Source organism: Pseudoalteromonas luteoviolacea, assembly GCF_000814765.1.
Lineage (GTDB): Bacteria > Pseudomonadota > Gammaproteobacteria > Enterobacterales > Alteromonadaceae > Pseudoalteromonas > Pseudoalteromonas luteoviolacea_H.
Genome location: NZ_JWIC01000005.1, coordinates 644,661 through 659,765, shown reverse-complemented (window position 1 = coordinate 659,765; position 15,105 = coordinate 644,661). Strand labels below are relative to the sequence as shown.

Annotated in this window: 8 protein-coding genes; 7 read left to right on the top strand and 1 reads right to left on the bottom strand. The window is 42.5% G+C overall.

Going from position 1 to position 15,105, the window contains the following annotated elements; all coding sequences use genetic code 11:
* The first annotated feature begins 4 nt into the window (after window positions 1-4).
* Complete coding sequence (locus JF50_RS10295; RefSeq protein WP_039609337.1) at window positions 5-1,594, top strand: EAL domain-containing protein; 1,590 nt, start codon at window positions 5-7, stop codon at window positions 1,592-1,594.
* A gap of 36 nt (window positions 1,595-1,630) precedes the next feature.
* Here JF50_RS10295 and JF50_RS10290 read toward each other — a convergent pair whose 3' ends face one another.
* Complete coding sequence (locus JF50_RS10290) at window positions 1,631-3,253, bottom strand: alpha-glucosidase family protein (RefSeq protein WP_039609336.1); 1,623 nt, start codon at window positions 3,251-3,253, stop codon at window positions 1,631-1,633.
* Between the two features lie 656 nt (window positions 3,254-3,909).
* On the opposite strand from JF50_RS10290, the gene JF50_RS10285 reads away from it, so the two are divergent.
* The 6 genes from JF50_RS10285 to JF50_RS10260 all read left to right on the top strand — a co-directional run bounded on the left by JF50_RS10285 (window position 3,910) and on the right by JF50_RS10260 (window position 15,052).
* Window positions 3,910-6,711: a TonB-dependent receptor gene (locus JF50_RS10285; protein ID WP_039609335.1), complete on the top strand. Its 2,802-nt coding sequence runs from the start codon at window positions 3,910-3,912 to the stop codon at window positions 6,709-6,711.
* A 77-nt stretch (window positions 6,712-6,788) separates the two neighbouring features.
* Window positions 6,789-8,285 carry a tryptophan halogenase family protein gene (locus JF50_RS10280; RefSeq protein ID WP_039609334.1) on the top strand — a complete coding sequence of 499 codons (1,497 nt, stop codon included), beginning with the start codon at window positions 6,789-6,791 and terminating at the stop codon, window positions 8,283-8,285.
* Between the two features lie 166 nt (window positions 8,286-8,451).
* Window positions 8,452-10,290 (top strand): alpha-amylase family protein, encoded by a 1,839-nt coding sequence (locus JF50_RS10275; RefSeq protein WP_039609333.1) that lies wholly within the window; start codon window positions 8,452-8,454, stop codon window positions 10,288-10,290.
* A 2-nt stretch (window positions 10,291-10,292) separates the two neighbouring features.
* Window positions 10,293-11,783, top strand: a complete 1,491-nt coding sequence (locus JF50_RS10270) for an MFS transporter (RefSeq protein ID WP_039609332.1) — start codon at window positions 10,293-10,295, stop codon at window positions 11,781-11,783.
* Between the two features lie 21 nt (window positions 11,784-11,804).
* On the top strand, window positions 11,805-14,195 hold the full coding sequence (locus tag JF50_RS10265; protein WP_039609331.1) for a glycoside hydrolase family 15 protein: 2,391 nt from the start codon (window positions 11,805-11,807) through the stop codon (window positions 14,193-14,195).
* A gap of 263 nt (window positions 14,196-14,458) precedes the next feature.
* Window positions 14,459-15,052 carry a hypothetical protein gene (locus JF50_RS10260; protein ID WP_039609330.1) on the top strand — a complete coding sequence of 198 codons (594 nt, stop codon included), beginning with the start codon at window positions 14,459-14,461 and terminating at the stop codon, window positions 15,050-15,052.
* The last annotated feature ends 53 nt before the right edge of the window (window positions 15,053-15,105 follow it).

Sequence of the window (15,105 nt, the reverse complement as noted above, 5' to 3'; positions counted from 1 at the left end):
TGACTTGAGTCAGAGAGTATCCGCTTGGACTAATCACTTTAAGAATATTGTTGTTTCTTGGCTGATCTGCTCATTTCTTTTTGGTCTCCTTTCTATTTTTATCTATATCCAACATGCTGAGTCTAATAAGGCATCCGTTAGGGCGATGGCTGAGCGAGTGATGATTGAGTTTGGCACTCAATTAAATAGTGTGGACAGTTTTTTACATCATGCTGACAGCATAGACGTTCAATGTTCAGATTCCGCTATTGCGAAAATGAGACAATTTGTTTTTAAACATCCAGCGGTGAGTGAAATAGGCATAGTTAACCCCGCTGGTGAGTTAGTGTGTAATTCGTTCGGATTACTGTCTTCACCTCTGTTTATCAGTGAGCCACCTAAAAAGAGAGGGCTTAGGTATCACGGTCCTATTATCTCTGAGTTTTTGCAAGTGTCCGCATTTGTGTTGGCCAGAACTCGCCATGATGGCTATGAAGTGAATGCATTATTACCGACCGATTGGATCAACGATATGATCCATTTAAGCAAATATCCTGAACTTGATTACATTACAATCGTCGATAGTGAGACCGGTGTACCTATATTTTTGCAAGGTGAGTATAGTTTACCACTCGGGCATGCATTGTTTCCTTTGTCTCAAAGCACTGAATTAGAGAAGCTGTTTGATGATCAGAGTCGTAAGTTTCTGTATATGAAACCTTTTCAAAGTGTTCCGCAGTTATCTATTATCGTGGCTAAAAATGCTCGATTTTTAGGGTTACCGAGCCCAATCTGGTTAATGGCCTTGTGTTTTATGTATGTGTTGTCTTGGCTTGGGTTGGTTTTGATATTGAATCATTATGATAAACGTGTGTTCAGCAGCCGGGCATTGTTATTGAGTGCGCTGACTCGTCAGGAGTTATTTAATGTCTATCAACCTTTGGTAGATGCACAGCAACAAACTGTCGTCGGTGTTGAAGTGTTGATCCGTTGGATGCATCCTATTGAAGGGGAGTTGGGACCAACCTATTTTGTGCCAGAAGCAGAACGAGATGGCACGATATTAGAGATGTCATTGTATCAAATTGACAAAGCGATATCTGATTTGAGGTCTGTTTTAGTTACTAACCCTGATTTTAAAGTGTCATTTAACGTGAATGGTTATTTGCTAGGCTGCCCGAGTTACATAAAAAAGTTGTGTGAAGCTAAGTCCGTATTTCATAACTTAACCATAGAGCTCACTGAGCGTGATGTACTATCCGAAACAAAAATTAAGTCGGTCTTGCAACGGTTGGGTGAGTTAGGCGTTGAAATTGCGATAGATGATTTTGGTACGGGCTATTGTGGTTTACAGTACTTGCAGAGTTTTCCAATTGACCTGCTTAAAATAGATCAAAGCTTCGTTGCCTCCATTGGTTTAGCTAATTTGCAATCTCCGGTTTTAAATGCGGTGATAGAAATGGCCGACAAGCTGGGCAAAAAGTTGATAGCTGAAGGTGTTGAAACGCAATTACAAGCTAATTATTTAAGTGCGCGTGGTGTGAATGTGCATCAAGGTTGGTATTACCATAAGGCCCTAAGAGCTGGCGCTTTGAAAAAACTGTTCAGGGGTTGAGAAAGCCCCATGAAGGGGCTTTAGGGGTCATCTGTGTTATATAGATGCAAAATAGCAGCCGTAACCGGGCAGGGTTACTATACCTGCTTGTAGCTCACCGGTATGGTGGGCCAGTTCATCCATGGAAACCTTTATGCTTTGTTCGACCACAAATTCCGAAGTTTGTTCCGTCAAATTGAATACACAAAGCAACTTCTTGTCTTCTAGTGTTCTATAAAAGGCTAAAATCGGCTCTTTAGTCGGTATAAATTCAATATCACCTGTAACTAGCTCTGGGCGTGACTTTCTCCAAGCTAAAAATGCGCGATATTGTGCCAAGATAGAATCATCATCTTGCTCTTGTATATCTACCGCAGTGTGTGCATGTGCATTAGCAACAGGCAACCACGGCTTACCTTGTGTAAAGCCAGCATGTGCTTGTTCCGTAGACCATGGCATGGGAGTGCGACAGCCATCTCTGCCTTTAAAGTTTGGCCAGAATGTTATGCCGTATGGGTCTTGAAGATCTTCAAATGCAACCAGTGCTTCACCAAGCCCTAATTCTTCACCCTGATACATACAAACGCTGCCACGCAATGATCCAAGTAAAGCAGTGAGCATTTTCACTTGCTGAGGGTTCACTGTTTGGCCGTCTTTAGACCAGCGGCTGGCGACGCGTTCAACGTCATGGTTGCTAAATGCCCAACATGGCCAGCCTTCGGTCATTACAGATTCAAGGCGTGATACCGTTTCGCGAATATATTCAGCGCTGTAGTCATTGGTCAGTAGTTCGAAACTGTACCCCATATGCAGTTTGTCACCACCGGAAGTATATTCTGCCATGGTTTTAAGAGAATCTTCTGATGAAATTTCCCCCAAACTAACCGTGCCCGGATACTCGTTAAGCAAGGCACGGATCTCAGCCATAAAATCCAAGTTTTCCGGTTGCGTGTTATTGTAATAGTGGTACTGGAACGCGTAAGGGTTGTCTTCGCTAAACCCTCGACCTTGTCTCAACTCTTTTGGCTTAGCAGGGTTGTCCTTCAGTTCACTATCATGGAAACAGAAGTTAATCGCATCCAAGCGGAAACCGTCCACACCTTTGTCTAGCCAGAATTTGACGTTGTCTAATACCGCTTGACGAACTTGCGGGTTGTGGAAGTTTAAATCAGGTTGTTCAGTTAAGAAGTTGTGTAAATAGTACTGACATCTTCTCGGTTCCCATTGCCACGCAACGCCGCCAAAAATAGATAACCAGTTATTTGGAGGACTGCCATCAGGTTTAGCATCAGCCCACACGTACCAGTCAGATTTTTCGTTGTTTTTATCTTGACGGCTTTCTACAAACCATGGGTGCTCATTGGAAGTGTGACTGAGAACCTGATCAATAATAATTTTGATATCACGCTGATGTGCTTGAGCAATCAAGTTATCAAAGTCTTCAATATTACCAAACATGGGATCAATATCTCGATAGTCACTGATATCGTATCCAAAGTCTTTCATCGGCGATTTAAAAAATGGGGATATCCAAATCGCATCAACGCCTAATGACTTTATGTAGTCAAGACGTTCAATGATGCCATTAAGGTCACCAATACCATCACCTTTGGTGTCTTTAAAACTGCGTGGGTAAACCTGATAGATTACCGCACCTTTCCACCATTCATTTTGCGCCATGCACGATTCTCCAGCTTTGTGCAGTGAAGCCACTTCTTAAAGCGAACTAAGCCAGCTAAAAGTATAAAGTGGTTCTGGTCGTTAATATTGTCGAAAAGCATACGGCATGCATGCATTTGAGTAAAAAAACTGCATACGTATGCATTTAAAATATTATGAAATTTTGACAGATCTTTGACTATTGAAGGTTTACTAAATCATCTTTACCAATTTATAGTGAAATATATCAGGGATCAGGTTTTATAAGTGCTTGGAATATTTAAATTGGTAATACCAATTTTACGTTAACGTTTTTAGCACACATCTATCTGCCGATTTTTATGTCATAATCTGCTTGTTAAGCGATTGAGTTACTTGCTTGTAAAATATACTTAAATGCATTGCTTAAATTGTTAATTTTGCTTGCAAATTAAATAAAGTTAATAAAAGCATGAAGTTAGAAGTATTTAAAGACGACTTTTTTGAAGTTCATGCCTGCTCACCTTTCTTTGAATACGTATGCATAAAGTTGTGACTAGCCAAGTCACAGCGCTAATATGGCGGGTGACAACAAAATTAACGTCAAATGAATTTATTTTTGCAGTTTTGCTATCAATCTCTGCATTAAGTAAATAACAACAAAGCGACGTACAAAAAGCTAATTGGGATAAAACATTATGTCTACGTTCAAACCAAGTATGTTGACCTTGGCACTCGTTACTGCGGGCTTAAGCAATCACGCAATTGCAGCGCAAAATGAAGAGTCTGTAAAAAATGATCAAAAGAAAGTGGAAGTTGTAGAAGTACGCGGCTTCCGTGCAAGTGTTGTAAAGTCAATCAATACTAAACGCTTTTCATCTGAGGTTGTAGAGTCTATTTCCGCAGAAGATATTGGTAAATTGCCAGATTCTTCAATTGCAGAGTCAATCGCACGCCTACCAGGTCTTACATCGCAACGATTAGACGGTCGTTCAAATAAAGTAACGGTACGTGGATTTAGTGAAAATGAAGGGGCAACGACGCTCAATGGCCGTGAACAAGTATCAATTAATGATAACCGCGGTGTAGAGTTTGATTTATACCCTTCAGAGATTATGAGTGGTGTTACTGTATATAAAACGCCAAGCGCGAACCTAGAAGCTGAAGGGATCGCGGGTGTTATTGATATGCAGACTGTACGTCCTTTAAGTATGGATGAGCGTGTTTTACAGGTTAATGCACTTTATGAAAAGTCAGATATCGGTAAGCTAAACCCAGATGCTGATGATGCTGGTTTACGTGGCACTTTTTCATACATTGATCAGTTTGCAGATGACAAATATGGTGTTGCACTGGCTTTAACAACAAGCTCATCACCTAACCAAGAAAAGCGTTGGAACACTTGGGGTTACCCAGAGTTTGAAGAAAATGGTAAGCAGTACTCAATTCTAGGTGGAGCTAAACCATTTGTACGCTCTACAACGCTTGAGCGTGATTCCGTGATGTTTGTCTTTGAAGCTGCACCAAATGACAAGCTATCTATGGTCTTTGATGCGCTTTATATTGATTTTACTGAAGACAAAATCTTACGTGGTATCGAAATTCCATTTGGTTGGGGCCAAGGTCAACTGAACCCGCAAAGTGTGTCGATAGACGAAGCGTCTGGTTTTATTACTAGTGCAGTAACAGAAGGCCAAAGAGTCGTTGTACGTAATGACTATGAGTCTAAAGATGCGCAAATGCAGGCATTTGGCTTCAATGCTACTTATGAGCTAACTGATGCGACAACCATTGAGGTTGATTTAAGTCACTCGAGCGTTGAGAACAAAATCTGGAGCTTAGAGAGCTACTCAGGCACTGGCCGTGGTGATTTGCGTGGTGCGGCTGACAATATCGGTTATACCTTTAATGATGGCAACACTGGGGCACAATTTACTCATGAGCTGGATTATAGTGATTATGACTTAATCAAGGTGGGCGGTCCGTTGTCTTGGGGCAGCAGCACAGCGCTTAATGAAAAGTACGGCACAAACGTTAAAGATCACCCATTCCAAAATACGTTGCAAGATGGCTTTATTAATGCGCCAGTCTTGGAAGACGAAATTAACGCACTCAAGTTGGCTGCAAAGCATGCACTAGATAATGATTATATCAGCTCAGTGGAAGCGGGTTTGTCATATAAAGAGCGTGAAAAGTCAAAAGTATCTGAAGGTTACTTTATGACTTTAAAAGATTTCTCTTACCCTAATAATACCGACTTATTGACAGTACCTGATCAATATCGCTTGGGTACGGCGAATTTAGACTTTATTGGTATGGGCGATATGATTGCCTATGACTCGCGTGCGATGGTCGCGGATGGTTATTTCTCGCTACTTGCGGAAAGCCTGACGGATGCGAGCCACGCAGCAAGAACTTGGTCAGTGAGTGAAGAAGTCACCGCGGCATTTGTACAAGCAAATATTGATATGGAAGTGGCTGACATGCCGCTAAAAGGTAATGCAGGTCTGCGTTATGTCAAAACTGAAGTCGATACTAAAGGTGCAAAAGCGGGGATTGATGGCAGTGGTCAAGTTGTACTAGAAGACAGCCGAGAAAACCATGATTACAGCCATGTGCTACCAAGTTTGAACTTGTCTTTATCTATTGATGACGAGCAAATGCTACGTTTTGGTTACGCTAAAACGATTTCACGTCCAAAAATGTCTGAGATGAACTCGTCTATTATCAGATCGTACAGAGATGTGCCGGATGACAGTGGAAACTTTTGGGAAATCACTGGTGGTAACCCGCAGCTTGAGCCAAAAGAAGCTGATGGCTTTGATTTAACTTATGAAAACTATTACCACTCAGAAGGATACTTCTCTGTTGGGGCTTTCTACAAAGACCTTAAAAACTGGATCTTTGATTCAAACACAGAAGAAGATTTAACGGGTGTTATTAACCCTAAGACGGGTCTGGTCCCAGCAAATCCAACTGCAACACGTAAACTGAAAGTCAATGGTGGCGGTGGCAACCTATGGGGCTATGAAGCGGCAGTCACATTCCCGTTCACTTTGATCCACAGCAGCTTAGAAGGTTTTGGTTTAATTGCGAGCCATACGCGTATTCATCAAGATGTTGAAGATCACAACGGCGAAGAATACAAGTTACCAGGTTTGTCAGAAAAAGTGCAAAGCTTAACTTTCTTCTATGAAAATAACGGCTTCCAGTTCAGAACCAGCATGCGTAAACGTTCTGACTTTAAAGGTGATGTATACGGTACAGGCTTTAAAACAGAGCAAGTTGATATCCTAGGTGAAACAATTTGGGATGCTCAGCTTGGTTATGACTTTGGTGAAGCTGGTATTAAATCCCTTGAAGGGTTAGCTGTGACGTTACAGGCACAGAATATCACTGAAGAGCCATTTACGTCTTTATCTGGTGACAATCACTTACAAGTTAGAGATTATCAAGATTACGGACGCGTATTCTTGTTAGGCGCAAGCTACAAGTTTTAAGTAGCGCATTGACTTGAGAATATAGAAAAAGCCTTATCGTACTGCGATAAGGCTTTTTTATTGCTAAAGAGGTGAGCATGACTGAACGAATTCAAAGTGTCTTAATTGTCGGTGGTGGAACAGCGGGCTGGTTAAGTGCGTCATTGCTAAAGCGAGTACTAAAAGATCAGGTTAACATCACCTTGATTGAGTCAGATGACATTGGCACAGTCGGCGTTGGCGAAGCCAGCATTCCGCCGATGGTTAATTTTAATGCCGCACTTGGGCTCGATGAGCGCACATTCATTGAGCAAACGCAAGCGACGTATAAGTTAGGCATTGAGTTTGAAGGGTGGGGTCACCAGGGTAGCCGCTATATGCATGCGTTTGGTGAACTGGGTAAAAGCTTTCCTTTTTGTGACTTTTTTCAAGTTTGGCTCAAGGCAAAGCAACAGGGGTTAACGGACAGTTTGGCTGAATATTCTTTAAATACTCAAGCGGCAAAAGCAAACCGATTTACGCACTTGCAGCATATCCCCAATACACAATTGCAAGGCCTTACCTATGCTTATCATTTTGATGCAGGGCTTTATGCTAAGTTACTGAGCAAGCAGTCTCAAACTCAAGGTGTTAGGCGAGTTGAAGGGAAAATTACGGAGGTAAAGACTGATCCTAACACAGGGCATATCGCAGCTGTCCTTTTAGCAAATGGTGAGCAATATAGCGCTGATTTATATCTAGATTGCAGCGGGTTAAAAGGTCTGTTAATTGACCAAACGATGAATGTTGGATTTGAAGATTGGTCACATTGGTTGCCTTGTGATAGCGCGTGGGCACTGCCCAGTGAACAACTTGATGGTGAGATTAAGCCTTATACTCGCGCGATTGCAAAGCAAGCAGGATGGCAATGGCAAATACCGTTGCAACATAGAGTTGGCAATGGTTACGTGTTTTCAAGCAAATTTATATCAGAGCAAGATGCCAAAGAAGCGTTATTACACAGCTTGCCAAGCCGCCCTTTGGCTGAGCCTAAATTGATTAAGTTCAAAACGGGCATGCGTCGCAAGCAATGGCAAGGTAATGTTTTTGCAGTGGGCTTGGCGAGTGGATTTTTAGAGCCGCTAGAGTCAACCAGTATTCATTTAATCCAAACATCTATTTTACGTTTGATCAGACACTTTCCATTTGATGTGATTAAGGACTGTGCCATTGAAAACGTCAATATTGAGTTTTCAAATGAAATGGCACAGGTGAGAGACTTCATAATCCTTCACTATAAATTGACTGAAAGAGACGATTCGCGATTTTGGCAGTGGTGTAAAAATATGTCCATCCCCCGAAGCCTTCAAAGAAAAATGGCGCTCTTTGAGGAAACTGGCCACTGTGCAGCGAAAACCGATGATTTATTTCAAAACGTAGCATGGCAACAAGTGATGGTGGGGCAGGGGCTGGTGCCAAAGACTTATCATCCACTGGCTGAGCAGTTTGATGACGAGCATTTAAAAAGCTTATTGGATAGCGTAAAAGTGTTATTGCAGAGCACAGTAAATAAGCTGCCAAGCCACCAAGCATTTATCGATAAAATGACAAAATAATGCGGTGTATTTTAGCAATATTGCTTTGGCGCGAAGTATCTACCACACTTCGCGTTTTTTTATATGAATAACAAATTAATCACGACTTTGAATACGTATGCAAGTGGTTCAACACTGGGCTGCAAGTCAGTAGACTCAATTAAAATACCAATATGACAACAAAATAATGACAATAAAACCTTTGGTGCTTGCACTGAGCTTAATATCAGGCAGTGTTTTGCTGACAGCATGTCAGTCTTCTCAACAAGATGAGCAAAGTAAGCAAGCCGAACAACAAGATCAAAAGCCTGTCGTTTACCAAGTATTCACGCGACTATTTGGCAACACAAACACCAATAATGTGCCTTGGGGCACGTTGGCGCAAAATGGCGTAGGGAAATTCGAAGACTTCACGCCAAAGGCGTTATCGGAAATTAAAGCCATGGGCGTGACCCATGTATGGTATACGGGAGTGCTACATCATGCTTTAGTTGCCGATTACAGTGCATATGGCATTGGCATTGATGACCCCGATGTGGTGAAAGGCCGTGCAGGTTCACCTTATGCAATCAAAGACTATTACAATGTTAATCCTGACTTAGCAAAAGACCCTGCAAAACGTCTGGCAGAGTTTGAAGCGCTGATCGAACGTACTCATGATGCAGACATGAAAGTGGTGATAGACATCGTACCTAACCATGTTGCAAGAAATTACCAATCTTTGAGTGCGCCGCAAGGGGTAAAAGATTTTGGCGCGCAAGACAATACGTCGCTGACTTATGCCCGTGATAACAACTTTTATTATGTGACTGGGCAGGATTTTAAAGTCCCTACATCAGTTGATTATCAAGTACTAGGCGGCAAGCCTCACCCGCTTGTTGATGGTCAATTTACAGAATCACCTGCGAAATGGACAGGGAATGGCGCACGAGCTGCGCAGCCGCATATTCATGATTGGTATGAAACCGTTAAAGTGAATTACGGTGTGCGCCCTGATGGCAGCTATGACTTTCCAACGCTGCCTGCTGAGATGGCAAAGCAAGACTACCGTGCACACTATGCATTTTGGCAAGATAAAGACCTACCGGATAGCTGGTATAAGTTCAGAGACATCACCTTATATTGGCTCGATAAAGGGGTAGATGGTTTCCGTTATGATATGGCTGAAATGGTGCCAGTTGAATTTTGGAGCTTTTTAAACTCTTCCATCAAGATGCAAAACCCTGACGCCTTTTTGTTGGCTGAGGTGTACAACCCAACCCTTTACCGCCCTTATATTCACCAAGGAAAAATGGACTTCTTATACGATAAAGTGGGTTTTTATGACAGCTTGAAGCTGTTGATGCAAGGCACTGGCAATGCACAAAGTGTAATGGATGCACACTTGAGCGTGTCTGATATTGCCCCACACATGCTGCACTTTTTAGAAAACCATGACGAGCAACGTATCGCCAGTCCTGAATTTGCAGGCAGTGCTGAAAAAGGCAAACCAGCGATGGTAGTGAGCCATTTAATCAGTAAAGCACCAACTATGCTTTATTTTGGTCAATCGGTCGGTGAAGACGGCTCAGAGATGGCCGGATTTGGTAAACCTAGCCGCACCAGCATTTTTGATTATATCGGTGTACCTGCCCATCAGGCTTGGATGAATAAGGGCAAATTTGACGGTGGTCAGCTAAGTGATGAGCAAAAGGCATTACGTCAGTATTATAAAAAACTCATGAACTTAAGCTCAATGCCTGCTATTCAATATGGCGCACTGGTGCAACTGAACACATTAGAGAGTGCTAACAAGCCAGCTGAAAAAGTGATGGCATTTGCACGTGATAATGCCGCTCAGCAAGTCATTGTGGCAAGTAACTTTGATGCTGATAATGCGCAGCAGGTTACGATTGAATTACCAGAGGGGTGGCAAGGCAAAGTCGTCGATAAGTTGGAATCTCACCCAACACTTGTCATTAAAAATAATCAACTCAACATCACCTTGGCACCGCTTGCCAGTGTTGTGTATGAGCTAGAGAACTAATTATGCAAAAACAAAAACCACAACTGAGTTTCTGGCAAATTTGGAATATGTGCTTTGGTTTTATGGGCATTCAATTTGGCTTTGCGTTACAAAACGGTAATGTGAGCCGAATTTTCCAAACGCTAGGCGCATCAGTTGATGATATTCCTATTTTGTGGGTGGCAGCGCCACTCACAGGATTGATTGTACAGCCGATAATTGGCTACTGGAGTGACAGAACTTGGACGGGCCTAGGTCGTCGTCGTCCTTTCTTTTTGTATGGTGCGATACTGACGACCTTGTCACTCTTCATCATGCCAAACTCGCCGACACTTTGGATTGCAGCCGGTATGCTGTGGATCATGGATGCGTCAATCAATGTCACGATGGAACCGTTTCGTGCATTAGTGGGTGACAATCTTAATAAAAAGCAGCGCGCAACAGGCTATGCAATGCAAAGCTTTTTCATTGGTATTGGTGCCATTATCGCCTCTGCATTGCCTTGGATGATGACTAACTGGTTTGGGATCAGTAACACGGCAGCGCCTGGGGAAATTCCTGAGTCTGTTAAATATGCCTTTTATTTTGGTGGTGTGATTTTATTTTTGGCGGTTGGCTGGACCATTCTTAAAACCAGAGAATATACACCTGAGCAATTAGCCGAATTTGAATCACCAGAGCTACAACAAGCATCATCACAGCCGAAACAACGCATTCAATTTGCTAAGTTTGCACTTGTGAGTGGTGTGATTGGTGGCCTTATTTTGGCGGGTGTTACTCTATTAAAGCTAGAAAAAGAGCTTTATTTGTTAAGCGCACTATTACTGTCGTTCTCAGCGATCATTCTCATTGCGGGTTATCTGCAAAACAAGCAACGTACAAGCGGTGGTTTTTACGAAGTCATTTACGACGTATTCACTATGCCAGAAACCATGAAGCAATTGGCGGTGGTGCAATTTTTCAGCTGGTTCTCTTTATTTGCAATGTGGATCTATACCACATCGGCAGTAACCAGTTTTCACTATGGCGCGACGGATGTGACTTCTAAAGCCTATAACGATGGCGCTGATTGGGTCGGTATCTTATTCGCCGCATATAATGGTTTTGCAGCGCTAGCAGCCGTATGTATCCCATTTGTGGTTAAACGTGTTGGCCTCAAGTGGGCGCATAGTTTAAATCTGCTTTTAGGTGCCGGTGCGCTTTTGAGCTTTTTGTTTATTTCAGATCCAAGTTTACTGTGGGTACCAATGATAGGTATCGGCTTTGCGTGGGCATCTATTTTATCTCTGCCTTATGCCATGTTAAGCGATGCTGTGCCAGCGCACAAAATGGGCGTGTTTATGGGGATTTTTAACTTCTTTATTGTTATCCCTCAATTGCTGGCAGCCAGTGTACTTGGCCTTATCTTAAGAAACGTTTTCGAGAATCAACCTATTTATGCATTAGTTATTGGTGGTGTGTCGTTTATTTTAGCGGCGCTGTCTGTTGCACGTGTAAAAACAAGCGCGCAATAAAACAGCCACTGAGGAGTAAAAATGAAAAAATTGTCATGTTTGTCGTTGGCACTGATTGCCGCAGGCCTTATTGGGTGTGGTAGTGCAACGAATACGCAGCAGATTGAGACCGCACCCGGTGCGCCGGGCGATAAGCCGTTTTGGACTTATTCAGATAAAACGGGCATTGGCACGTCTTATGAAGCCTATAAAAATGGCCAGTATGCAAATGATGCACAAACAGGTGAAGTATCTAAAGTTTGGTTTTCAATTGCAAAAGGCATGATCACTGAGACTATGTTCGGTCTTATTCACCAAGCGCAAATTCGTGATATGCAGTTTGTGGTGACAGGTAAAGACTTCACTGTGACTGAGCGCGATGAGTTAGATGTGTCGATTGATTATCTTTATAAAGATGCGCAAGGTCGCCCTTTATCACTGGCTTATAAAGTTGTCAGCAAAGACAAGCAAGGCCGCTTTACACTAGAAAAACACATTTTCACGGACCCTGATGGCCAGACTTTATTTGTCAGAGCAAAAGTGGATACGCAGCTGAGCGGTGTAAAAGCGTTTGTGAACGTCAACCCATATGTGAATAACAACGGTCTGAATGACTCAGCAACCGTGACAGACAAAGGTTTGGTTGCTTGGGAAGCGGATAACTTTTTAACCTTGCAAAGTAGTACAGGGTTTGAGCAAGCATCGGTCGGTTTTACAGGTAGTAGTGACAATCTAAATGAACTTAAGAAAAATCATGCATTGACGCGTACTTACCAAAGCACAGGTGATACAAAAGGCAATGTAAACTGGCTTGCAGAATTAGGTGAAGTTAAGGGCTCTGCGACCTTTGATCTTGTGTTGAGCTTTGGCAAGTCACAAGCAGATAGTTTTGCTCAAGGTGCCGCTGCGCTAAATAAAGGCTATGACAAAGTCCTTGCACACTACAATGGCCAAGGCGAACACATAGGTTGGGAAGATTACTTAGCCAGCCTTGAACCTATGCAACGTCTTGCTAACTACACCACTGACAGCGGTAAATTATTAAATGTCAGTGCATTAGTGTTAAAAGCACAAGAAGATAAAACGCATGCCGGAGCGCTCATTGCATCACTGTCTAATCCATGGGGTGACACCGTTGCTGCTGAGCAAGGTCACACAGGTTATAAAGCTGTTTGGGTACGTGACTTTTATCAAGTCGCTATGGCGTTCATGGCAATGGGCGACCCAGACACAGCGCTAACCTCATTCGAATACCTTGAAAAAGTTCAAGTGATGGATGGCACGCCGGGTAACCAAGGCGATACTGGCTGGTTTTTACAAAAAACACATGTTGATGGTGAGTTAGAGTGGGTTGGCGTTCAACTTGACCAAACTGCGATGCCGATCATGCTTGCTTGGAAATTGTGGCAAGAGGGTGTGTTAAGCGATGAAAAGCTCGTTTACTGGTACGAGCGTATGCTCAAGCCTGCGGCAGAGTTCCTAGTAGACGGTGGGCTGGCAAAGATTTTGTGGAATGACACGCAAATTACACCACCCGCGACCCAGCAAGAGCGCTGGGAAGAGCAAAACGGGTATTCTCCTTCGACGACAGCGGCGGTGATTGCGGGTTTAGTGACGGCCAGTGACATCGCTAAGTTAGCGGGTGATAAAGCCGGTGAGCAAAGGTATTTAGATACTGCTAAACAGTATAACGATACTGTTGAAAAGCGCATGTTCACCACCGAAGGTAACTTGAAAGGCCAAAATACAGATGGCGAATATTTCTTCCGTATCGCAAGAGACGAGAACCCAAACACCGCCACAAAATTAGGTGATAACAATGGCCGTGTAGGACTTGATAAGCGTCAGATCATTGATGGTGGTTTCTTAGAGTTGGTACGTTATGGTGTCAGAGATGCCGATGCGCCTAGTATTTTGAAAACACTGCCAGAGTACGAAGATGAAACGTTACCTGAAAACTTGCGTGTAAAATACAGCTTTACCTTTGCAGGCGACCCAAATACATACCCAGGCTACCGTCGTTACGGTAACGATGGCTATGGCGAAGATGAAGTAAAGGGGACTAATTATGCTGAAGGCGGTCAAAATACACCGGGACAGCGTGGTCGTGTATGGCCATTTTTTACTGGTGAAAAAGGCCATTATGAAATAGCGGCTGCCGCGGCGACGAAGGGCTTAAACAAAGAGGCTGTGACCCGCATTAAGCACACCTATGTGCGTGGCATGGAGCACTTTGCCAATGAAGGTTTGATGCTACCAGAGCAAGTTTGGGATGGCGTCGGTGTGAACCCGTTTGGCTACCAGCTGGGCGAAGGCACTAATTCAGCAACACCATTGGCTTGGACACATGCAGAGTACGTTAAATTGGTCCGTTCACTTGCAGATAAAAATGTTTGGGATCATTATCCAATTGTCAGCGAGAAGTTAAAATAACTCACCATTCTAAAGCGGTGCATTAACAATGCACCGCGATTATCCTCTATTTGAAATATTATTTTTACCTAGTAATTAAAATAATAATTAGCAATTTAAAAATTGTTTTATTTTGTGTTTGTTTGTAATTTTCTTTCTTTTCTCTATTAATTTTCGATTCATTTTACCAGAATATAATCTTCCGGCTTTTAGGTTGGTTGGTGATTTTATATGAACTTCTATGAAAAAACCGATTATGTGATTTTTTGAAAGGATATTAGAAAATGCAAAATCAAAGTGTACTTATTATAGGTAATGGGCCTATTAATACTGATATAAGCAAGCAAGTTGAAGAGTTTGACCGTGTGGTGCGTTTTAATTTTTGCGCAGGACTACCAGCTCATCTTGGCACTAAGTGTACTGATTTATGGTTATCAAGTCGTGGCAGGCAAGCGATGAAGATTGCCCAGCAGTTTCCCCTCCTCAATTTAAGCAACCTCAGTCAAGTTATGCTGACTGACCCAAAACAAAGTATTTTCAAACAAATATTATTTAAAGCGATAAAACGAAAAGGGAAAATAGATTTTGGCGATAAAATAGCAAGGCACGTTGACGACAAGCAGATCATTCAAAGAATTGATGAGCACTATCGAGCTACGGTTTTATCAGAACTCTTAAAACTAGGTAAACCTGAATGTAAACCCGTATGTCCAAGTTCAGGGTTTCTTGCCATGCGTTACTTCATCGAAAGGTTTCAACACGTCACTATAACTGGGTTTGGTTTTCAAGGTTGGAAACGACACCCTTGGGCTCAAGAAAAGCAATATGTCGATAAACTGGTTAAACAAGGAAATATTGATTGGCTTAATTTAAATTGATTATTATTTAATGGCTTTATCTTTATTTTTCAATTTTTTAATTGGTTTTCAAG